The 22,040-nt window shown below is 67.6% G+C and carries 20 protein-coding genes; 12 read left to right on the top strand and 8 right to left on the bottom strand.

What is annotated here, in order from left to right; translation table 11 throughout:
- Positions 1-8 precede the first annotated feature (8 nt).
- The 4 genes from ACQW02_RS11515 (at position 9) to recJ (ending at position 5,598) form a co-directional block, all read left to right on the top strand.
- Positions 9-1,241: an LL-diaminopimelate aminotransferase gene (locus tag ACQW02_RS11515; RefSeq protein WP_431285385.1), complete on the top strand. Its 1,233-nt coding sequence runs from the start codon at positions 9-11 to the stop codon at positions 1,239-1,241.
- Complete coding sequence (locus ACQW02_RS11520; protein ID WP_431285386.1) at positions 1,238-2,533, top strand: homoserine dehydrogenase; 1,296 nt, start codon at positions 1,238-1,240, stop codon at positions 2,531-2,533. Before ACQW02_RS11515 ends, ACQW02_RS11520 begins: the two co-directional genes overlap by 4 nt.
- A gap of 277 nt (positions 2,534-2,810) precedes the next feature.
- Positions 2,811-3,812 (top strand): class II fructose-bisphosphatase, encoded by a 1,002-nt coding sequence (gene glpX, locus ACQW02_RS11525; protein ID WP_431285387.1) that lies wholly within the window; start codon positions 2,811-2,813, stop codon positions 3,810-3,812.
- A complete protein-coding gene (gene recJ, locus ACQW02_RS11530; RefSeq protein WP_431285388.1) occupies positions 3,760-5,598 on the top strand; it encodes a single-stranded-DNA-specific exonuclease RecJ in 1,839 nt (612 codons plus the stop codon). The genes glpX and recJ overlap by 53 nt, the downstream gene beginning before the upstream one ends.
- Positions 5,599-5,604: 6 nt before the next feature.
- Here recJ and ACQW02_RS11535 read toward each other — a convergent pair whose 3' ends face one another.
- The 5 genes from ACQW02_RS11535 to gcvA form a co-directional block, all read right to left on the bottom strand.
- On the bottom strand, positions 5,605-6,825 hold the full coding sequence (locus tag ACQW02_RS11535) for a hypothetical protein (protein WP_431285389.1): 1,221 nt from the start codon (positions 6,823-6,825) through the stop codon (positions 5,605-5,607).
- 4 nt (positions 6,826-6,829) lie between these two features.
- On the bottom strand, positions 6,830-8,206 hold the full coding sequence (locus ACQW02_RS11540; RefSeq protein WP_431285390.1) for an MBOAT family O-acyltransferase: 1,377 nt from the start codon (positions 8,204-8,206) through the stop codon (positions 6,830-6,832).
- Between the two features lie 129 nt (positions 8,207-8,335).
- Positions 8,336-9,205, bottom strand: a complete 870-nt coding sequence (locus tag ACQW02_RS11545; RefSeq protein WP_431285391.1) for a fumarylacetoacetate hydrolase family protein — start codon at positions 9,203-9,205, stop codon at positions 8,336-8,338.
- A 5-nt stretch (positions 9,206-9,210) separates the two neighbouring features.
- Positions 9,211-10,167, bottom strand: coding sequence for a Bug family tripartite tricarboxylate transporter substrate binding protein (locus ACQW02_RS11550; RefSeq protein WP_431285392.1), 957 nt, complete (start codon positions 10,165-10,167; stop codon positions 9,211-9,213).
- Positions 10,168-10,218: 51 nt separating this feature from the next.
- Positions 10,219-11,103: a transcriptional regulator GcvA gene (gene gcvA, locus ACQW02_RS11555; RefSeq protein ID WP_431285393.1), complete on the bottom strand. Its 885-nt coding sequence runs from the start codon at positions 11,101-11,103 to the stop codon at positions 10,219-10,221.
- Between the two features lie 70 nt (positions 11,104-11,173).
- Here gcvA and ACQW02_RS11560 point away from each other — a divergent pair, with 70 nt between their 5' ends.
- The 3 genes from ACQW02_RS11560 (at position 11,174) to ACQW02_RS11570 (ending at position 13,280) form a co-directional block, all read left to right on the top strand.
- The gene (locus ACQW02_RS11560; RefSeq protein ID WP_431285394.1) at positions 11,174-11,917 is read left to right on the top strand and encodes a TSUP family transporter; all 744 of its coding nucleotides are present in this window, start codon (positions 11,174-11,176) and stop codon (positions 11,915-11,917) included.
- Between the two features lie 9 nt (positions 11,918-11,926).
- A complete protein-coding gene (locus ACQW02_RS11565; protein ID WP_431285395.1) occupies positions 11,927-12,160 on the top strand; it encodes a hypothetical protein in 234 nt (77 codons plus the stop codon).
- Between the two features lie 133 nt (positions 12,161-12,293).
- Positions 12,294-13,280: a Bug family tripartite tricarboxylate transporter substrate binding protein gene (locus tag ACQW02_RS11570; protein WP_431285396.1), complete on the top strand. Its 987-nt coding sequence runs from the start codon at positions 12,294-12,296 to the stop codon at positions 13,278-13,280.
- Positions 13,281-13,309: 29 nt separating this feature from the next.
- Here ACQW02_RS11570 and ACQW02_RS11575 read toward each other — a convergent pair whose 3' ends face one another.
- Positions 13,310-14,899, bottom strand: a complete 1,590-nt coding sequence (locus tag ACQW02_RS11575; RefSeq protein WP_431285397.1) for a GMC family oxidoreductase — start codon at positions 14,897-14,899, stop codon at positions 13,310-13,312.
- Between the two features lie 169 nt (positions 14,900-15,068).
- On the opposite strand from ACQW02_RS11575, the gene metG reads away from it, so the two are divergent.
- From metG to ACQW02_RS11600, 5 genes are all read left to right on the top strand, one after another.
- The gene (gene metG, locus ACQW02_RS11580) at positions 15,069-16,592 is read left to right on the top strand and encodes a methionine--tRNA ligase (protein WP_431285398.1); all 1,524 of its coding nucleotides are present in this window, start codon (positions 15,069-15,071) and stop codon (positions 16,590-16,592) included.
- Positions 16,589-17,365, top strand: a complete 777-nt coding sequence (locus ACQW02_RS11585) for a TatD family hydrolase (protein ID WP_431285399.1) — start codon at positions 16,589-16,591, stop codon at positions 17,363-17,365. Before metG ends, ACQW02_RS11585 begins: the two co-directional genes overlap by 4 nt.
- A 4-nt stretch (positions 17,366-17,369) precedes the next feature.
- A complete protein-coding gene (locus tag ACQW02_RS11590) occupies positions 17,370-18,167 on the top strand; it encodes an MBL fold metallo-hydrolase (protein WP_431285400.1) in 798 nt (265 codons plus the stop codon).
- A 21-nt stretch (positions 18,168-18,188) separates the two neighbouring features.
- Entirely contained in the window at positions 18,189-18,959 is a 771-nt protein-coding gene (gene mazG / locus ACQW02_RS11595) for a nucleoside triphosphate pyrophosphohydrolase (protein ID WP_431285401.1), read from the top strand.
- A gap of 132 nt (positions 18,960-19,091) precedes the next feature.
- Positions 19,092-20,291: a Hint domain-containing protein gene (locus tag ACQW02_RS11600; protein WP_431285897.1), complete on the top strand. Its 1,200-nt coding sequence runs from the start codon at positions 19,092-19,094 to the stop codon at positions 20,289-20,291.
- Here the strand turns inward: ACQW02_RS11600 and ACQW02_RS11605 are convergent.
- Complete coding sequence (locus tag ACQW02_RS11605) at positions 20,288-21,169, bottom strand: pirin family protein (RefSeq protein ID WP_431285402.1); 882 nt, start codon at positions 21,167-21,169, stop codon at positions 20,288-20,290. The genes ACQW02_RS11600 and ACQW02_RS11605 overlap by 4 nt on opposite strands.
- Positions 21,170-21,191: 22 nt before the next feature.
- On the bottom strand, positions 21,192-22,025 hold the full coding sequence (locus ACQW02_RS11610; protein WP_431285403.1) for an inositol monophosphatase family protein: 834 nt from the start codon (positions 22,023-22,025) through the stop codon (positions 21,192-21,194).
- Positions 22,026-22,040 lie beyond the last annotated feature (15 nt).

The raw sequence follows: 22,040 nt of genomic DNA on the forward strand, positions 1-22,040 counted from the left end.
CCGGAACCATGACCGAAGAATTCCACCGCATCCGCCGCCTGCCCCCCTATGTCTTCGCCGAGGTGAACTCGGCCAAGGCCAAGGCGCGTGCCGCAGCCGAGGACATCGTGGACCTGGGCATGGGCAACCCCGACAGCCCGACGCCGCCGCATATCGTGGCCAAGCTGGTCGAGGCGGTGCAGGACCCGCGCACCCATCGCTATTCGATGTCCAAGGGCATCCCCGGGCTGCGCAAGGCCCTGGCCGGCTACTACGACCGCCGTTTCGGCGTGAAGCTGGACCCGGAGACGGAGGTCGTCGCGACCCTGGGCAGCAAGGAGGGCCTGGCCAACCTGGCCCAGGCGATCAGCAGCCCGGGCGACACCATCCTGGTGCCGAACCCGTCCTACCCGATCCACCAGTTCGGCTTCATCATCGCGGGCGCCTCAGCGCGCTTCATCCCCTATACGCCGGATGACGCGATGCTGGCGGCGATCGACCGCGCGGTGCGGCATTCGGTGCCCAAGCCCACGGCGCTGATCGTGAACTTCCCGTCGAACCCAACGGCACTGCTGGCCAGCCGCGAATTCTACAAGGACCTGGTGGCGCTGGCGCTGAAGCACGGGCTCTTCATCCTGTCCGACCTCGCCTATGCCGAGTTGTATTTTGGCGAGACGCCGCCGCCGTCCGTGCTGGAAATTCCGGGGGCGATGGATTGCACGGTGGAATTCACCTCGCTGTCCAAGACCTACAACATGCCGGGCTGGCGCATGGGGTTTGCCGCCGGCAACCAGCGGCTGATCTCGGCCCTCGCGCGGGTCAAATCCTATCTGGACTATGGGGCTTTCGCGCCGATCCAGATTGCCGCCGCGGCGGCGTTGAACGGGCCGCAGGATTGCGTCGCGGATATGCGCGTCCTCTACAAGGACCGGCGCGACGTGCTGATCAAGGGACTGCATGCGGCGGGATGGGACGTGCCGAGTCCCGACGGATCGATGTTCGTCTGGGCGCCGATCCCGGAGAAATTCAGGCACCTCGGTTCAGTCGGTTTCTCCAAACTGCTGCTGGAGAAAGCCAAGGTCGCGGTGGCGCCGGGTATCGGCTTCGGTGAGCACGGCGATGGCCATGTCCGCATCGCGATGGTCGAGAACAACCACCGCATCCGTCAGGCGCTGCGTGGCATCAAGACCTTCCTCGCCGGCGACAATGCCGGGCCGCCCGACCCCGAGAACGCTGCATCGCGAGAACTGACCGGCGTATGACACACCCCCTTTCGATCGGCGTCGCCGGCCTCGGGACGGTCGGCACCGGCGTGCTGACCGTGCTGCGCGACAATGCCGAGGTGATCGCCGCCCGTGCCGGGCGCCCCATCGTCGTCACCGCCGTTTCCGCCCGCGACCGCGCGCGGGAGCGTTCGGTCTCGATCGCCGGGCTGCGCTGGTATGATGACCCGGTGGCCCTGGCGCAGGATCCTGGTGTCGATGTCATCGTCGAATGCATCGGCGGCAGCGAAGGCCCGGCGCGTTTGCTCGTCGAAGCCGCCTTGCGCGCGGGGCGCCCCGTCGTCACCGCCAATAAGGCGCTGCTCGCCACCCATGGCGCCGCCCTCGCGGCCCTGGCCGAAGCGCGCGGCGTGCCCTTGGCCTTCGAGGCCGCCGTCGCCGGCGGTATCCCCGCGATCAAGGCGATCCGCGAGGGCCTGGCCGCCAACCGCCTGTTCCGCGTCGCCGGCATCCTGAACGGCACCTGCAACTACATCCTGACCTCGATGCGGGAGAAGGGGCGCGAATTCGCCGAGGCCTTGGCCGAAGCGCAGCGCCTTGGCTACGCCGAGACCGATCCCGCGATGGATGTGGATGGCACCGACGCCGCCCATAAATTGGCCATCCTGGCCGCGCTGGCCTTCGGCCGGCCCGTCGCCTTCGACGATGTGCATGTGGAGGGGGTGCGCGGCGTCTCCGCGCTCGATATCCGCCTGGCCGACGACCTCGGCTACCGCATCAAGCTTTTGGGGATCGCGCGGCGCACCGATGCGGGCATCAGCACCCGCGTGCACCCCTGCATGGTCCCCGTCGCCCACCCGCTGGCCCGCGTCGATGGCGTCTTCAACGCCGTGGTGGCAGAGGGCGATTTCGTCGGCCGCGTCGTGCTGGAAGGCCGCGGGGCAGGGGGCGGGCCGACCGGAAGCGCCGTCGTCGCCGACCTGATCGACATCGCCCGTGGCCGCCACACCCCCGTCTGGGGCGCCGCCGAGGCCGCGCTGAAGCCCGCCGAGACGGTGCCGATGTCGCATCACGAAGGCGCCTATTACCTGCGCCTGATGGTGGTGGACCGCCCCGGCGTCATCGCCGACGTGACCGCCGTGCTGCGCGACCACGGCATATCGCTGGAATCCATGATCCAGCGCGGCCGCAGCCCCGGCGAAGCGGTGGCCGTCGTCCTGGTCACCCATACCTGCGGCGAAGCCGCGATGACCGCCGCCCTGCACAGGCTCGAAGCCCTGGACGCCGTGCTGGAAACCCCAGCCATGATCCGCATCGAAGCGCTGGCTTGACCCGGGGCGGGCGGAATCTGGAGAGGGCTTCGCCCCCTCCAAACCTCCCCCACCAGGGGCGGCCGCCCCTGGACCGGCTGAATATTGGTAAAAGAATGGGAGGGGCATGGCGCGTCCTGCACCAATGGCGCGCCCTTGACGCCCCTCCCTTTCTTTTACCAAACACCGTGGGTTCCAAGGGGCCACGGCCCCTTGGTGGGGGGAGTTTGAGGGGGGCGAAGCCCCTCTCAAGGACCGCCCCGCATCATTTTATCAGCCTGTTCAAAGGGAAGCCCGCATGATCCGCGACAGCACACCGGTCGATCGCAACCTGGCGCTTGAACTGGTCCGCGTGACCGAGGCTGCTGCCCTGGCGGCCAGCCGTTGGATTGGGCGGGGTGACAAGAATGCCGCCGATGGTGCGGCAGTCGATGCCATGCGTCGGGCTTTCGATACCGTTGCCATCCGCGGCACGGTGGTGATCGGCGAGGGCGAGATGGACGAGGCGCCGATGCTGTTCATCGGTGAGGAGGTCGGCCATGGCTGGTCGAGCGAGGCCGGTGGCCCCGCCGTCGATATCGCCGTCGATCCGCTGGAAGGCACGTCGATCACCGCCAAGGGTGCGCCGAACGCGATCGCGACCCTGGCGGTCGCGCAGCCCGGCGGGTTTCTGCATGCGCCCGACATCTACATGGACAAGATCGCGGTTGGTCCGGGCCTGCCGGAAGGCGTGGTGCATATCGACGCCAGCCCGGCCGAAAACCTGCGCGAATTGGCCAAGGCCAAGGGCTGCGACATCGCCGATTTGATGGTCTGCATCCTGGACCGTGACCGCCACAAGGCGATCATCAAGGCCTGCCGCGATGCCGGCGCGCGCATCATGCTGATCGGCGATGGCGATGTCGCGGGCGTGGTCGCGGTCAGCCAGCCTGAAGCGGGCGTGGATCTCTACCTCGGGTCCGGTGGCGCGCCGGAGGGCGTACTGGCCGCTGCGGCGCTGCGCTGCATCGGTGGCCAGATGCAGGGCCGCCTGTTGTTCGAGGACGACGGCCAGATTGAACGCGCCAAGGGCATGGGGATCACCGACCCAAACCTGATCTACAGCGTCGAGGACATGGCGCGGGGCGAGGTGATGTTCTCGGCGACCGGTGTCACCAATGGCGCGATGCTGCGCGGCGTGCGGCGCGGGCCGCAGTCGGCGGTAACGCATTCCATCGTGATGCGCAGCAGCACCGGCACGGTTCGCTATGTCGAGGCGCATCATAATTTCGCGCTCAAGCCGCGCGCCTTCATTGCCTGACGCGCTGCCAGAGGACGCCGCACCGTTCGGCGTCGTCAGCAGCCTGACCGGGCGCCGCTGGTCCTGGCGGCGCGGCCCGGAGCGGATCGGCGCGGCGCTGGCCGAACGCCATGCGCTGCCGGATGTGGTGGCGCGGCTGCTGGCCGGGCGCGGCATCGGCGTGGACCAGGCGGCGGATTTCCTGGAGCCGACGTTGCGGGCGCTGATGCCCGATCCGTCCTCGCTGATCGACATGGATCTGGCCGCCGACCGCATCGCCGCTGCTGTGCGGGCCGGCGAACAGGTCGCGGTGTTTGGCGATTACGACGTGGACGGCGCTTGTTCCGGCGCGCTGATGGTGAGTTTCCTGGGCAGCCTGGGCGTCGCGGCGCGGCCCTATATTCCGGATCGCATCACCGAGGGCTACGGCCCCAATGCCGCCGCCATCGCGCTGCTCTGCGATGAGGGGGCCAGCCTGATCATCTGCGTCGACTGCGGCATCGCCGCCGGTGAGGCGCTGGCAGCCGCCAATGGCCGCGCCGATGTTGTTGTGCTGGACCACCACAAGGCCGAGGGCCCGCCGCCGTCGCTGGCGGCGGTGGTGAACCCGAACCGGTTGGATGATTCCTCTGGGCTTGGGCATCTCTGCGCGACGGCGGTCGCCTTCATGGCGGCGGTGGCGACGTTGCGGGTGCTGCGGCGCGCCGGGTATTTTGGTGGGCGGCAGGAACCGGACCTGAAGCAGTTGCTGGACCTGGTCGCGCTGGCGACGGTCTGCGACGTGATGCCGCTGGTCGGGTTGAACCGGGCCTTCGTCACCCAGGGGCTGCGGGTGATGGGTGCCGGAAGCCGTGTCGGCATCGCGGCCTTGCTGGCGGTGGCGCAGGCCAAGGAAGCGCCGTCCGCGCATACCCTCGGCTTCATGCTGGGGCCGCGGATCAATGCCGGCGGGCGCGTCGGCAAGCCCGACATGGGGTTGCGGCTGCTGGCCTGCGACGACGCCATCGACGCCCGCGCCATGGCCGAGGAACTGGACCGCGTGAACCGCCACCGGCAGGAGGTGGAGGCCGAGGTCATGGCCGATGCCATGCGCCAGGCCGAGGCCCAGGCGATGGCCGGACTGCCGGTCCTGCTGGTGCTGGGCGATGGCTGGCACCCCGGAGTGGTCGGCATCGTCGCGGGACGGGTCAAAGAACGCTTCAACCGGCCGTCGCTGGTGGCTGGCGTCGCCGATGGGCTGGCGCGCGGGTCGGGACGGTCGATCGCGGGTGCCGATCTTGGCGCGGCGATTATCGCGGCGCGCCAGGCGGGGCTGTTCATCACGGGTGGCGGGCACGCCATGGCCGCCGGGTTTTCCTTCGACGCGGCGCGGCGGGAGGAGGTGCATGCCTTCCTCAGCGACCGGCTGGTGGCCGCGGCGCTGCTGCCGGGGGCGGCGGGGCTGGTGCTGGAGGGGGTGTTGTCGGTGCCGGGTTGCACGACGGACCTCGGCACGGCGATCGGGCGGCTGGCGCCCTTTGGCAATGGCAATGACGAGCCGGTCTTCGTCCTGCCGCGCGTGCGCGTCGCCAAGGCGGGCAGAGTGGGGAAGGAGGGTGCGACGATCCGCGCCTTCCTGACCGGGCAGGATGGCGGGCGGCTGAAGGCGGTGTGTTTTCGCGCCAAGGACGGCCCCCTGGCGAACGCGTTGCTGGATGGCGCGCGGGTGCCGCTGCATCTGGCGGGGCATCTGCGGACAGAACGTTGGGCCGGGGAGTCGAGCCCGGGGTTCCAGATCGTCGACGCCGCGCCGGTCGCGGACGGCTGATCGCCCTCAGTCCGGATAAAAGACGGCCTTCAGGAGCCCCCCGGCGCCGAAGGCCGTGGCATCGTGGAAAAGCATCAGCATGGTGTCCGGGCGATACTCTTCCAGCAGAACCTGACGCAGCTTGGCGCGTTGCTCAGGGTCGAGCCGCGTGAAGTTGTTAATCGAGATCTGCCAGACCTCCTGAAACTGTTGGGAAAAGGCGCCGGCGACGATGGCCCCGAAACTGTCGGTAATCAGCAACAGCCGACCATCAGGCGCCGGGCCAGTGTAGCGCCGCATGTCCTGCAGAATGGGGCCTACATCGCCCAGTGCGGGAAAGCAGGGGGCGCCCAGGCAAGGTGTGACGCCAGCCGCGCCATAGTCGGGGGAAAAGACGGTGTCGGTCAGCGAAACACCAGGGAAAAATTGGCTGATGTCGCTGCGGCGCGTTATGTTGCGGCCAGATAGCGTCAGCGCCCGGGGGCGCCTTAGCACTTCTTCCGCCAAAAACTCCGCGACGCGTACTGGTGCGATTCCATCCCAATGAAAATTGCGCCGCGGTATGGCCGGCGCTTCGCGCTCAACGTCCCGCATGATCGCGGTAGTATCGATGAACCGTGACCGCAGCGCCGGATTCAGCCGGTCGATTAGGGCCCTTCCCGGTGGTGTGCTGGTCGCGCATTGCCGGGCGAGCCAACGCGGCAGGACTTCGGTGTACAGCGACGCGGAGGTGGGCACCGACACGACACGGACATCGGGATGAAGCCCTGGGTGGGCGCCCCGTAACGCGTTGGCGCTGCGGAGCAGAAACTCTTCCATGGAGGCGGAAGCGGCGCTCAACACGGCTTCAGAAATAGCGAAACCGCACGACTGCTGGATCAGGTTGTTGCGTGTGGCCTCGCCAGCGCCGTGGGAGGTGAGGAACACCCGCCCGTCACGGCCGAGCATGACCTGCGGTGATGCGAAGGCGCCAAAGACACGGAACAGCAGACGATCGTTCAGGTTCACCAGCAGTCCGCGCAGGCCAAAATGGTCTTTCACATAGGCATCCATCGCCTGCGTCCAGCCCGCCAGGGCGGAGAACCCGGACGGCAGCGCGGGGATGGGGGCCAGGGCGCGATTCTCATCGGGGCGTGGCGGGCTCAGGCCAGCGACCTGCGCGATGAGCGGTGCGCAGAGCAGCAGGGCCGCGAGCACGATGAAGAGCCGCTGTTGCAGGCCGCCGATGGACCAGGTGTTGCGATGCATCGCGTCAGAACCGGTAGTAGATGAACGGGTTATAGGCGCTGCTGGCGACGGCGAGCGCCGATATGACGAAAAGCGCCAGAAAACCAACCTGGACAACGGCATCCCGCAAAACGAACCAAGCGGGCGCACCAGGGCGGGGCACCCAGGTCCGGCCCTTTGGCAAGGTCGTGGCTGACAGCGCGATCCCGGCCAGCAGCGCCACGATCACGGGACCGTTCAGGAAGCGATCTGGCGGCGCGATGAGGTCGGAGCCGGGCGCCAGGCCGAACATGGCGGCATAGATGGCTCCCGCGGCGGGCAGGGTATCGGCCCGGAACACCACCCAGCCCAGGACCATGGCCAGTACCAGATACAGATGCCGCAGGGGCCGCCACAAACGGGCCAGCCAGGCGCCCAGGAAGGCGCGTTCCAGCATCAGGAGCGCGCCATTGTAGAGGCCCCAGATCAGGAAGTTCCACGTGGCACCATGCCAGAATCCGCAGAGCGCGAAGACGATCAGCAGGTTGCGGTAGGTCGCGACGGCACCGCCCCGGCTGCCACCAAGCGGAATGTAGAGGTAGTCTCGGAACCAGCTCGAGAGGCTGATGTGCCAGCGGCGCCAAAACTCCGTCATGGACTGCGCGATATAGGGGCGGTTGAAATTCGGAGGGAAGCTGAAGGCAAACAGATGGGCCATGCCGATCGCCATATTGGAATAGCCAGCGAAATCGAAATAGATCTGCAGAGCATAGCAGATGGCCCCAAGCCAAGCGGTGGCCATTGTCACCTCGCCCGGGGGCAGGCCGTAAATCTGGTCCGCCGGCAAGGCCACGACATTCGCGATCAGCACCTTTTGCGCCAGGCCGAGGATGAAGACCTGAATGCCGAACCGCAGCCGCAGCGCGCTGGCGTGGCGATGGTCCACGCGGGCCGCGACACTGCGGTAGCGCACAATCGGTCCGGCGATGAGCTGCGGGAACATGGATTTGTACATCGCGAAGGTCAGCAGGCTCCGCTGCGGACGGACGTCACCGCGATGGATGTCGATCAGGTAGGACATGCCCTGGAAGGCGATGAAGGAAATCCCGAGCGGGAGCGCGATGGAGGGCACCGGCACGGCCAGTGCGGGGAATACCGCATCGATCTGGCTGGCCAGAAATCCCAGGTATTTGAAGACCATCAGGATGGCGAGATTGGCCGCCACCCCGAAGGCCAGCATCAAGCCCGGCCGAGGTACGATCGGCAGCGCCAAGCCGACGCCGTAGTTCAGCACGATATAAGCCAACAGAACCGGCAAGGCGGCCGGATCGCCCCAGGTGTAGAATATGAGGCTGACCACCAGCAGCACCAGGTTCCGCCAGGGCAGCAGGGCGTAAAGCGCAAGCGTGATCGGCAGGAACATAAAGAGAAAAAGCGGTGAGCTGAAAATCACGTGCCGGTTCGCCGTCGTTGAGGATCGCCGCCCCCAGGATGGAGAGACCGGTATGCGCAGCGTCGGAACGCGCTCTTTCGTGCGCCCCGACGCGTAACGTCAGACGATCGGCGTTGTCAATTCCATCAGCCCTTCCAGCCCCGCCACGCAGACATCGCCCGGCTTCAGGTAGAGCTCGTCCGCATTGGGCTGGCTGATCGCCGTGCCGCGCGGGGCGCCGGTCGCGATCACGTCGCCGGGGAAGAATTCCATATGCGTGGTGAAATGCGCGAGGATGTCCTCGATCCGGTAGATGTATTCACTGGTCGAAACCCGCAGACGCAGATCGCCATTCACGCGGCAGGTCAGCCAAAGATCGTAGGGGTCCGCGACCTCGAACAACGGCACGACATAGGGGCCGACGGGGCAGAAGCCCGGCATGTTCTTGGCGGTCCAGAAGCGGCTGCCGCTGGCGACTTCGCGTTTCTGGGTGGCGCGCGCGGTCAGGTCATTCAGCACGGTGATGCCGCCGACGACGTCGCGGGCATTGGCGCGGGTCAGCCCATGCGCGTGGCGCGCCAGGATGAAGGCGAGTTCGGGTTCGTAGTCGAAGGTCGTGACACCCGGCGGGCGCGCCACGGCCATGCCCTCGGCCGACATGGTGCGGGCGAGTTTCACGAAGCCGGTCGGTTCCTGCGGATCCTCCCGCAGCATGTCCTGCGCGACGAGTTCGGCGCGGTGCACGCGGGAATTCTTGCCGACGCAGAAGATCACGCCGGGGTCGGGGATCGGCGGCAGGATGCGGACGGCACCGGCCGGCAGGCCCGGGCGCGGGGCCATCGCCACCAGGGCGCGCAGCCCCGCTTCCGGCAGCGCCAGGGCGGCGCGCATGTCGAAACCGGGGTCGAGCGGCACGATCGTCCCGTCTTCGAAGGCGCCAAGTCGTGGCGCCCCGTTGGCGGGGGCGGCAAAAGTCACCAGTCGGATCAAAACAGTCACTCCATGCGAATGCCGCGTTCGCGCACCAGCCGCTGCCACTTGGCGATATCGGCGTTGATATAGGTGGCGAAGGCGTCGGGGCTGATCGGGTCGGGCGTGGCACCCAGTTGGGCCAGGCGTTCCACCACATCGGGCAGGGTATAGGCGCGGGCGGCGGCGGCGTGCAGGGCGTTGACGACCGCCGGTGGCGTATCGCGCGGCGCCAGCAGCCCGAACCAGCCGACCGCGGCATAGCCCGGCACCGTGGCGGCCACGGCCGGCACGCCGGCAAACAATGGCGATGGCTGTTCTGACGTGATGCCGAGCACGCGCAGCCCGCCCGATGCCACATTTGCCATCACCGTCTGCGGCGGTGCGAACATGAGTTGGATACGCCCGGCCAGCAGTTCGTTCAGCGCGCCGCCGGTGCCGGAGAAGGGCACATGCAGCAATTCGACCCCGGTCATCGCGCCGAACAATTCGCCCGACAGATGGCTGGCCGATCCGACGCCGGAGGAGCCGAAGGCCAGCGACCCCGGCCGCGCCTTGCCGACCGCGATCAGCCCGGCGACATCGGTCACCCCGACCGATGGATGCGCCACCATCAGATAGGCCGGCGCCGCCGACAGGGTGATCGGCGCCAGGCTGTCCCGGACGGAGAAGGGATGGTCGATCGAAGCCCCCGCCATCAGCGCCCCGGTCGAGGCCAGCACGATGGTATGACCATCCGGTGCCGCGCGGCGCACCAGCTCCGTGCCGATCCGGCCCGAGGCGCCGGCACGGTTTTCCACCACCACCGACACGCCCCATTGCTCACCGGCATGCCGGGCGAACAAGCGGCCGAGCACGTCCGTGCCGCCGCCGGGCGGGAAGGGCACGATCAGCGTGACGGTGCGACTGGGGAAGGGGGCGGATTGTGCGAGCGAGGCCCCGGGAAGGGCGATTGCGAGGGCGGCGAGGCCGCGGCGGGACAAGTTTATCTTGTTCTTCATTACTCGGAAATGTGCGGTGCATGGCGCGGTCGGTCAACGGGGGGCGGCGGCCTCCGCCAGCAGCCAGTCGCGGAAGGCGATGAACCCGGGTTCCCGGCCACGCGCGGGGCGGTGCACCAGATACCAGCCTTCGCCGAGCGACACCGGATGCGGAAACGGCGCGACCAGCCGCCCAGCCGCGAGGTCGTCGTCCACATAGGGCCGCATGCCGATCGCGACGCCCAGACCATCGGCCGCTGCCTGCATCGCCTGGTTGCTGTGGTCGAAGACGGGGCCGTGGGCATGGGGGTCGTCGACACCGGCTGCCTCGGCCCAACGCGGCCAATCCTGCTTTCCATGGGCGACGCGCAGCAGGGTTTCGCGCGCCAGGTCGGACGGCTGGTGGATGCGCGCGGCGATGGCCGGGGCGCAGACCGGCAGCAGTTCGGCGGCGACCAGCGGCACCGCCTCCAGCCCCGGCCAATGCCCGTCGCCCAGGCGGATGCCGCAGGTCCAGCCATCGGCGAAGGGCGCCGCCTGGCCGCCGGTGGTGATCCTCACCTCGATATCCGGGGCGATCGCCTGGAAGCGGGCGAGGCGTGGGATAAGCCAGCGAATCGCGAAGGTGGGGCCGACGCCGACCGTCAGCACGCGGTCGCTGGCGGCGCCGGTCACTTCCTCGGTCAGCGCGGCCAGGCGATCGAAGACCCCGGTCAGGCCCGGGGCGAAACTGGCGCCGGCGGCGGTCAGCCGCAGCCGGTTGGCCTGGCGGGTGAACAGCGCCACGGACAGGCGTTGCTCCAATTCGCGCACCAATCGGCTGATGGCGGCGGGGGTGACGTGCAGTTCCGTGGCGGCAGCCGCGAGGCTGCCGTGGCGGGCCGCGGCCTCAAAGGCACGCAAGCCGTTCAGGGAGGGCAGGCGGCGGGGTGTCAGCATCACAAAAACTCATGCTGACCCGGAGATAAGGCCGTTTGCGGTTCGGCCGCAAGGCGCGCAGACGGGTGCGATGCCGATCATGATCATTGCCCTGCTGACCATCACCGTCGTCGGCACCTCCTTCCTTTCCGGCATCTTTGGCATGGCGGGGGGGCTGATCCTGATCGGCATCCTGCTGGCCCTGCTGCCGGTGGCCGATGCGATGGCGCTGCATGCCGTGACGCAACTGGCGTCGAACGGCTGGCGGGCCGCGTCCTGGATCCGCCACGTCCGCTGGGGGCCCGTCGCGTCCTATGCCGGCGGCTGCGCCCTGGCGATGGTGGGCTGGTCGATCGTGCGCTTCGTGCCCGAACGGGGGGAGGCGATGCTGATGCTGGGGCTCAGCCCCCTGCTGGTGCGGCTGCTGCCGGCGCGCTTCGCACCGGATGCGGAAAAGCCCGCGCATGGGGTGATCTTCGGGGTCATCTGCATGTCGCTGATGCTGCTGACCGGCGTGTCGGGGCCGCTGCTGGATCGGTTTTTCCTGGGCGGGAAACTGGAACGTCGGCAGATCGTCGCCAGCAAGGCCATCGCGCAAACGATGGGACATGCGGCCAAATGGTTGTATTTTGGCGGGCTGGTGGCCGATACCGGATCGGTCGATCCGCTGATGGCGGGGCTGGCGATCCTCGCCTCGATGGTCGGCACGATGGCGGCGCGGCCGGTGCTGGAAGCCATGACCGATGTGAATTACCGCCGCTGGGCGGGTTGGATCATCACCACCATCAGCCTGTATTTCGTGCTGCACGGGGCATGGCTGATCATCAACCGATAGGAGGACGCGATGGCACCCAATGCGCTGATCTTGGACCTGGTCGCCTGGGTTGCCCCGGCGCCGAAACCCTATGCCGAGGTCATCGACGCCTGGCGCACCAACTGCCCACGCCTGACGGTGTGGGAAGATGCGCTGGACGCCGGGCTGGTCGCGCTGCGGCCCAATGGCGCCGGCGGGCTGGTGGTGACGGCGACCGAGGCCGGTCGCGCGGCGCTGGCGCGCGCCACCGATCGGGTAGGATAAAAAGGGGCCTACTGGCGCTTCTAGATCGCCGCCGCGAAACCCCGCGTCGGTCGCATTCGACAGTTGACAGCATCAACCATCTCGGCGGAGCATTTCACCCCAAGGGCGCAAGACCCGGGGAGGAGATCAGTCCATGACCGCTGACCATCGCGGCGCGATCACGCGCAGACTTGTGCTGGCGGGCGCTGCCGGATCGCTCGCCACACCCGCACTGGCGCAATCGGGTTTCCCCAACCGCAATATTCGCCTGATCGTGCCCTGGGCACCGGGCGGCACCACCGATGTCGTGTTTCGCGTGCTGGCGACCGCGGCATCGAAGGAACTCGGTCAACCCGTCGTGGTGGAAAATCGCGGCGGCGCCGGCGGTGTGCTGGGCGCCCAGTACCTCGCCTCCGGCCAGGCGCGGCCGGATGGCTACACGCTGTCGCAGTCGCATATGGGCACGGTGCGCCAGCCCTTCATGCGCCGCAGCCTGTCCTACGATCCGGTGAACGACATCACCTATATCATCCGCCTGTCGGGCTATATGTTCGGCATGGTCGTGCGGACCGACAGCCCCTTGACCGACTGGAACAGCTTCGTCGCCTATGCGCGCGCCAATCCGGAAAAACTGACCCATGGCAGCTCCGGCGTCGGATCGGACGGGCATGTCTTCTCCCACATCGTGTTCGAACAGGCCGGCATAAAGCTGCAGCACGTGCCCTTCCGCGGCATCGCCGATGCCTTGACCGCGCTGCTTTCGGGGCAGATCGATTGTGTCGGCGACGGCTCCGGCTGGGCGCCGGGCGTGGAGGGCGGCAGCTACCGGCTGCTCAACGTCTGGACCGAGGAACGCTCGCCCCGCTTCCCCCAGGCGCCGACGCTGCGCGAGCTCGGCATAAACATGGCCTTCACCGCGCCCTTTGGCGTGTCCGGGCCGAAGGCGATGGATCCCGGCCTGGTTCGCGTGCTGCACGACGCTTTCCACAAAGCGCTGCTCGATCCCGCGCATCGCGAGGTGATGCAGCGCTACGACCTGCCGCTCGCCTACATGAATTCGGCCGACTACACGACCTTCATCCGGGAAGAGGCGGTCAGGGAACGCGAGCTCGTCTCCCGCCTTGGCCTGGTGGTCGAGTAGTTTCGTGCTTCGCCTGGCGCCTCCCGGCGTCAGGCGGTCGTGCCCAGGATGAAATCGGCACAGCGCTCGCCGATCATCACCGCCGTGGCGTTGGTATTGCCGCTGACCAGCCGCGGCATGACGGAATTGTCGCCGACGCGCAGTCGCGGCACGCCGCGCACGCGAAGCTGCGGGTCGGTCACCGCCATCGCATCCCGCCCCATCCGGCAGGTCCCGACGGGATGAAAGACGGTCTTGGCCACGGCGCGCACATGCGTTTCCAGCACCTCGTCCGACACGTCGTCATCGGCCGAGGGAAGGATCTCCCGATGGACGATCCTGGCGAGCGACGGCGCGCGCAGGATGCGGCGGGAGAGTTTGACGCCACGGATCAGCGTCTCCACATCCTCCCGCGTCGCCAGCGCATTCGTGTTCAGGACCACCGGATCATGCGCCTGCGCGCTGCGCAGCCGCACCGTCCCGCGGGAGGTCGGGCGCAGGATACAGGGGTTGATCGTGATGCCATGGCCCGGCGGCGGCGCGCGCCCCACATCGCCCACCAGCGTGGGCGTCATGTGGATCTGGATATCGGGCCGGCCGATACCGCCGGTATCCACGAAGGCGCCGCATTCGATGATGTTCGACGACAGCAGGCCGCCGCGTGTCAGCAGGTATTCCAAGCCGTTCCGGATCGCCTTCGCGCCCTTGTCCTGGCCAAGCAGGCTGATCGCCTCGCTCATCTGCCCATAGACCGGGGCGGAGATGTGGTCCTGGTAGTTCTCGCCGACACCCGCCAGGTCGTGGCGCAGCGCGATGCCGACCGAGGCGAGATGCGCCGCCGGCCCCAGGCCCGACAATTGCAGCAGTTTCGGCGATCCTATGCCGCCGGCGCAAAGGATCACCTCCTCCCGCACCGTCGCGTCATGCATCGCGCCATCGGCCGTGCGGTACCGCACGCCGGAGGCAGCGCCGTTCTCCAGCAGGATCGCCTCGATCGCGGCCTCGGTGCGGATGGTCAGGTTCGCGCGGCCGCGCACCGTGGCCAGGTAGGTCGCGGCGGTGGATCCCCGGCGGCCCTCGCGCGTCGTGGTCTGGAAGAAACCCGCGCCCGCCTGGTTGGCGCCGTTGAAGTCGTGGGTATAGGGCACCCCCGCTTCCTGCGCGGCGCGTAGGAAGGCGTAGCTCAACGGATGCCGATAGCGCGTGTCGGACACGTGAAGCTTGCCGTCCGTGCCGTGATAGGGGCCGGCGAGCCGCTGGTTTGCCTCGCAGCGGCGGAAGACCGGCAGCACATCGTCCCAGGACCAGCCATCCGCGCCGAGTTCGGCCCAGTCGTCGTAATCCTGCATCTGGCCGCGGATATAGATCATCGCATTGACCGATGACCCGCCACCCAGGGTGCGTCCCTGCGGGACATACATCGGCCGGCCCTTTAGCCCGGGTTCGGCTTCCGACTTGTACATGAAGGTGCGGCGGGAGCCGAACAGGCGCACGAAGGTGCCGGGGATATGCACGAAGGGATGGTTGTCCGCTGGCCCGGCCTCAAGCAACAGGACGCCTTTTCCGGCGGCGACGAGCCGCTGGGTGATGACGCAGCCGGCGGAACCGCCGCCAATGACGATGTAGTCGTAGGTCTGCACCAAGCGTCTCCTCCGCCGCCGCGCTTGCCGCGCGGTTCTGGAGGCCAGCCTAGGGCGATTGGTTGATACTGACAACCAATTCGCGCTTCGTCGCGCGGCGGGTCGTGCCCCACTCCCCATTTTTCATCCCAGGGGTGCACGCCGCCGCGCCGCCCTGTAGAAGCGCCGCATGACGCCCTATTACATCACGACGCCGATCTATTACGTGAACGACCGGCCGCATATCGGCCACGCCTACACCAGCCTCGCGGCCGATGTGCTGGCGCGGTGGAAGCGCATGCAGGGGCGGGACGTCTTCTTCCTGACCGGCACCGACGAGCACGGCCAGAAGGTCGAGAAAGCGGCGCAGGACGCCGGCGAGGAGCCGCAGGCCTTCGTCGATCGCGTCAGCACATCCTTCCGCGAATTGGCGGTCGCGATGGGGTTCTCCGAGCACACCTTCATCCGCACGACCGAACCGCGCCATTACGCAGCCTGCCAGGCGCTGTGGCTGAAGCTTCGCGACGCCGGCGAGATCTACAAGGGCGAATACGCCGGCTGGTATGCGGTGCGCGACGAGGCCTTCTACGGCCCCGACGAACTGGTCGAACGCGACGGCCAAAAGTTCGCGCCGTCCGGGGCGCCGGTCGAATGGGTCAGCGAGCCGTCGTGGTTCTTCCGCCTGTCGGCCTGGCAGGACCGGCTGCTGGCGCTGTTCGACGCCAATCCGGAGATGATCGCGCCCCCGAGCCGCCGCAACGAGGTGATGGCCTTCGTGCGTGCCGGGCTGCAGGACCTGTCGATCTCCCGCGCGTCCTTCCGCTGGGGCGTGCCGGTGCCGGATGACGACCAGCATGTGATGTATGTCTGGATCGACGCGCTGACGAACTACATCACCGCGCTGGGCTATCCGGACACCGAAAACCCGGATTGGCGCTACTGGCCGGCCGATGTGCACATGGTCGGCAAGGATATCCTGCGCTTCCACGCGATCTACTGGCCGGCGATGCTGATGGCCGCCGGGCTGGCACCGCCGCGGCGCGTGTTTGCCCATGGCTGGTGGACCAATGAAGGCCAGAAGATCAGCAAGTCGCTGGGCAATGTCATCGACCCCTTGGCGCTGGTCGCGGATTTCGGGTTGGACCCGGTCCGCTACTTCCTGCTGCGCGAAGTGCCCTTTGGGCAGGACGGCGATTTTTCGCGCCGGTCGCTGACGCACCGGCTGAATGGCGAGTTGGCCGATGTACTCGGCAATCTCGCCAACCGGACGCTGTCGCTGATCCAGCGCAATTGCGGCGGATTGCTGCCGGATGGCCCGGTCGCGGCCGAGGATGCGGCGATCCTGGACGCACTGCCGGGGCTGCCTGAGGCGATGGACGGCTTTCTGGACCGACAGGAGTTCCACCTGGCGCTGGAGGATGTGTTCCGCCACATCCGCGCCGCCAATGGCTACATCACCGTGGCCGCGCCCTGGTCGCTGAAGAAGACGGATTTTGGCCGGATGGAGGCGGTGCTGCGCCACCTGCATACGGCACTGCGGACCTATGCCACCGTGCTGATGCCCTTCATGCCGACGTCGATGGACCAGTTGCTGGCGCAGTTGGGCGTGCCGGAGGAAGCGCGGAACCTGGCTGGGCTGGCGACGCCTCTGCCGGCCGGCACCTTGCTGCCGCCGCCGTCGCCGCTGTTCCAGAAAGTGGAACTGCCGGCATGACCGGGCTCACCGACAGCCACTGCCACCTGGATTACTTTGGCGACGAGTTGGACGCCGTGGTGGCGCGCGCGGCCGAGGCTGGGGTCGAGCGCCTTGTGACCATCAGCACGCGGATGGGGCAGGGGCCCCAGGTCAAGGAATTCGCCGAACGCTTCCCCCAGGTCTGGGCCACGGTCGGCGTGCACCCGCACAATGCCGCCGAAGGCGAGATGCCATCGGTCGAGGAGATCGTGGCGCTGGCCGACCACCCCAAGGTGATCGGGATCGGCGAAAGCGGCCTGGATTATTTCTACGACAAGGCGCCGCGCGATGTGCAGCGGGAGGGATTCCGGCGCCACATCCGCGCGGCCCGTGCGGCGGGGCTGCCGCTGGCGATCCATGCGCGGCAGGCGGATGAGGATGTGATCGGCATTTTGGCCGAGGAACGCGCCGCGGGGGGCGATTTTGATTTCCTGCTGCATTGCTTCAGCAGCGGCTACGAACTGGCTGAAAAGGCGGTGGAAATGGGGGGGTATATCTCCTTTTCCGGCATCCTGACCTTTCCGAAGTCGGAGAATTTCCGGGCGCTGGCGGCGCGCCTGCCGCGGGATCGGCTGATGGTGGAGACGGATGCGCCCTACCTCGCGCCCGTGCCGTTTCGGGGCAAGCGGTGCGAACCAGCCTATGTGGCGAAGACGGCGGCGGTGCTGGGTGGGGTCCTGGGGATTGGCATGGCGGAGGTGTCGGCATTGACAACCGGAAACTTCCTTCGACTTTTCAAGAAAGCCGTGTAGACGATTGTTAAAGATCACGATTCTTGGCTGCGGCGGTTCCGGCGGCGTGCCGCTGATCGGTGGTGCCGATGGGTTCGGGGCCTGGGGCGCCTGCGACCCGGCCGAGGCGCGCAACCGCCGCCTGCGCAGTTCCATCCTGGTGGAAGCAACGGGCGGTAAGCGCTTGTTGGTGGACGCAGGACCCGATCTGCGGGCGCAGATGCTGGCTGCCGGCGTGGGGCGTTTCGACGAGATCCTGTTCACCCATAGCCATGCCGACCACATCATGGGCATCGACGACCTGCGTTCGGTGAACCGGGTGCTGGACGACGCGCTGCCGGTGTTCGGCACCAGCAAAACCCTGGCGGATATTCGGGCGCGGTTCGACTACGCCTTCCTGCCACGCCCGGCGCATGGCTTCTTCCGCCCGTGCCTGGTGTCGCGGGAGGTGTTGCCGAGCGGCGAGGTGACCCTGGCCGGCATGCCGGTCAGCCTTTTTCCGCAGGACCATCACGTGATGGAGACCCTGGGCCTGCGCATCGGCCGCTTCGCCTATAGCACCGACCTGGTGCGGTTGCCGGAAACCAGCCTGGCACGGTTGGAGGGGCTGGACGTCTGGATCGTCGGCTGTTTCCAACGCGCGCCGCACATCGTGCATGCCCATGTCGCGCAGGTGGTGGAATGGGTCGAACGGTTGCGGCCGAAGCGCACGATCCTGACCCATATGGGCCCGGACATGGACTGGGCCTGGATGGCGCAAAACCTGCCGCCGGGGATCGAGGCCGGGTTGGATGGCATGACCATCAATCTGAATGTTCCATAATATACATTATGCGGTGTTTCGATGCCCGATGAACCCAGCGCCCTGACCACCCTCCTCGGCATCATGGTGCGGCTGCGGGCGGAGGATGGCTGCCCCTGGGACCGGGTGCAGGATTTCGGATCGATCGCGCCCTATACGATCGAGGAAGCTCATGAGGTCGCGGATGCGATCGCCCGCGGCGACCGGGCCGCGCTGTTGGATGAATTGGGCGATCTGCTGCTGCAGGTCGTTTATCACGCCCGCATGGCCGAGGAGCTTGACTGGTTCGGCTTCGCCGATGTGGCAAAAACCATTTCAGAGAAGATGATCCGGCGGCATCCTCATGTGTTCAGTGAGGATGCCGGGCCTGGCTGGGATGCGATCAAGGCGGCGGAACGTGCCACGCGGGCCGAGACCGGGACATTGGCGGGGATCCCCCTCGCCCTGCCCGCGCTGACCCGGGCGGAAAAACTGACCAAGCGTGCCGCCAGGGTCGGCTTCGACTGGCCGGACGCTGCCGGCATCCTGGACAAGTTGGACGAGGAAACCGCCGAGTTGCGGGCGGAACTGCCCGAGGCGGACCCGGTGCGACTGGCGGATGAGGTGGGCGACATGCTCTTCGTGATGGCGAACCTGGCGCGAAAGCTGGGGCTGGACCCGGAGGCGGCGCTACGCGGGGCGAATGACAAGTTCACGCGGCGGTTCAACGCGATGGAACAAGGCCTTGCGGTAGATGGAAAAGCACCGGGCGATGTGAGCTTGGCTGAGATGGAGGATGGGTGGCGGGCGGTGAAGCGGGCCGAGAGAGGCTGAATCTCCGATCGACCGATTGACTCCCCTCGTTCCGACACCGTAAAATAATGCCTGTATAGTTTTGGGTACCCTGATCTTGTACAACATTGTCCGGTGCATTGGGTGACGAAACCATGACAGGGACAAATGCTGATGTCGTCTTCGAATAATATTTTATCGGTAGACGGCAATGTTTTAATATCTGGCTCAATCTTTACGCTGGTGCCTCCGCTGGCCGTTGGAGATATCCGACTGGTAACTGAAAGCCTTCCACCGAGGCACGAAACCATCACGCTGACGGGTGGCAATATTTCGTTGCCGGGCGGCACTATCTTAACGACTGCTGGAAGTACCGGGCCGACGGGTGGCAGCATCACACTGACGGGCGGCAGTCTGCCTTGCTACGCCGCCGGCACCCACATTCTGACCCAATCTGGCGAAGTCCCGATCGAGGCGCTCAGCCCCGGCGACCTCATTGTCACCTGCCTCGGCCAGGGTGCGATGCTCAAGCCGGTTCTTTGGATCGGCCGCCGCCGCGTCACACCTTCCCAGCATCCCGAACCCCGCCGCGCCCGGCCGATCCGCATCCGCCAGGGCGCCCTCTCCGATGGTGTGCCGCGGCGCGACTTGGTGGTCAGCCCCAGCCATGCGTTGTTCATCGACGGGCATTTGGTCCGCGCCGAATCCCTGGTGAACGGCGCCACCATCACCCAGGAATCCTGGCCCGAGGTCGAATACCTCCATGTCGAACTCGCTGCCCACGACGTGATCCTGGCCGAGGGCGCCCCCGCCGAAACCTATCGCGACGATGGCAATCGCGCGATCTTCGGCCCGACGCCGGTGTCGGCGCCGGCCACGCCGCCGCCTGTCTGCGCCCCGGTCCTGGCGGATACCGCGCCCTTGGCCCGCGCGCTGATGGCCCGCGCCGTCGCCCTGGGCTGGCAGCGGCTGGCGCAACCCGCACCCTGGCTGCTGCTGGATGGCCAGGTCATCCAGGCGGAATCGCCAGGCCGCTTCCGCCTGCCGCCCGGTGGCACATCGCTGCGCCTGCTATCCTCGGCCGCCCGGCTCGGCGCCATGGGGTCGGGCACGGATGGCCGCATCCTGGGCCTTGCCCTCGTTCGGCTGACGCTGGGCCAGGTGGCCGTCACCGCCGATGATCCCCGCCTGGGCCGGGGCTTCCACGGGTTGGAACGTGCCGAGGCCGGCGCCTTTCGCTGGACCGACGGCGATGCCGACCTGACCGCCGCCCTCGCTGAGGCCCTGCCCCGCGGTGGGGTGCTGGAGATCACCGATTGCGGCGCCAGCCCCGCCTGGGCGGAACCGGCCGAAACTCTGCGGCGGCGCGCCTAACCCGCCCGCACCTGCACTTTCTCCGGCAGCGGGATGAACTCCTGATTGTCATCCGGCACCTTGGCAAATCGTTGCGCCTGCCAATCGGCCTTGGCCTGTTCGATCCGGTCGCGGCTGCTGCTGACGAAATTCCAGAAGACGTAGCGCGGCCCGTCCATGGGCGCACCGCCGAGCAACAGCAGCCGCGCCCCCTTCGGCCCCGCCGTCAGCGCAACCTTGTCGCCGGGCTTGAAGATCAGCATGCGCCCGGCGGGATGCGTGTCGCCGGCGATGCTGACCTCACCCTGCACGACATAGGCGGCGCGTTCTTCCTGCTGGTCCGGCATGGGCACCGCGGCGCCCGGGGCCAGGGTCGCATCGGCGTAGAACAGCGGGCTGGATGTCGCGACCGGCGCCTTCATCCCCCATCCCTCACCCGCCACCAGGCGCAGCGCCAAGCCGCCATCGGTGACCAGGGGCTGGCCGGATGCGGGGTGGTGGAAGAAGGCGGGATCGGCTTCCTCGGCCGATTTCGGCAGGGCTACCCAGGATTGGATGCCGGCCAGGCGGCGCGGCACGGCCATGACCTCCGGGGCCGTGCGTTCGCTGTGCACGATGCCGCTTCCGGCGGTCATCCAGTTCACATCGCCCGGCACGATATCGGCCAGGGTGCCCAGGCTGTCGCGGTGGCGGATCGTGCCCTCGAACAGATAGGTCACGGTGGACAGGCCGATATGCGGATGCGGGCGGACGTCGACGCCCTTCTGGCCACCCAAAAATTCGCCGGGTCCCATCTCGTCGAAGAAGATGAAGGGGCCGACCATCTGGCGTTCCTTGGCGGGCAGCGCCCGCCGCACCTCGAACCCGCCCAGGTCATGGGCGCGGGGGATGATGACCATTTCCAAGGGATTCTCTGGCATTCTACCCCAACAGCGCTGTGCGCGCTGCCTCCCAGCTTGCTTCGTCGGGGGCCAGGATCAGCCCGCCGTCGTGTGTGGTGGCGTTATAGCCGCTGCGGTCGAAGCGTGCGGCAAAACCACCGGCTTCCTGGTGCAGCAGCCAGCCCGGCGCATGGTCCCAGGGCTTCAGCCGGTTGTAGAGCAGCACATCCAGGTGCCCGCCCGCCAGCGCCCGGTATTCATGCGCCGAACAGCGGAACCCGACCACGGCGGCAAAGGCCGGCAGCCGTCCCGCGACCTCGGCCTGCTGCGGCTTCGGCAGGTAGCGCCAGGAAATGGCGGCAACCATCTCACCGACCGGCTTGGCCGTGGAGGCACGCAGGTCGGACAGTTTCCGCCCGGCCGCATCGGCGATCCACGCCCCCTGCCCGGCCAGCGCGATGGCGGTGTCATTGCCCAGCGGATCGTGGATCCAGGCGCCGATGACCCGGCCATGGCTGACCGCGGCGGCCATCACGCCGAAGAGCGGCAGGCCTGCGGCGAAGTTGGAGGTTCCGTCCACCGGATCGACCATGAAGGACAGCGGCGCATCGGCGATCTGTTGCAGCAGCGACGGGTCGGATTCGCAGGCTTCCTCACCCACCACCAGGCAGCCTGGGAAACGGGCGTGCAGGGCGGCGGTGATGCGGCGTTCGGCCGCTTCATCGGCATCGGTCACGATGTCCTGCGGGCCGTTCTTGGCCCGCACGGCGTCTTCCGTCAGGCGGCGGAAACGCGGCAGGATTTCGGTGCGCGTCGCTTCCCGCAGGATGGCGTCGATGTCCTGGGCGGCGGCGTGGTCGATTGTCTGGGTCATGTGGTGGCCGCTACC

Source organism: Humitalea sp. 24SJ18S-53 (assembly GCF_050632385.1).
Taxonomy (GTDB): Bacteria; Pseudomonadota; Alphaproteobacteria; order Acetobacterales; family Acetobacteraceae; genus Humitalea.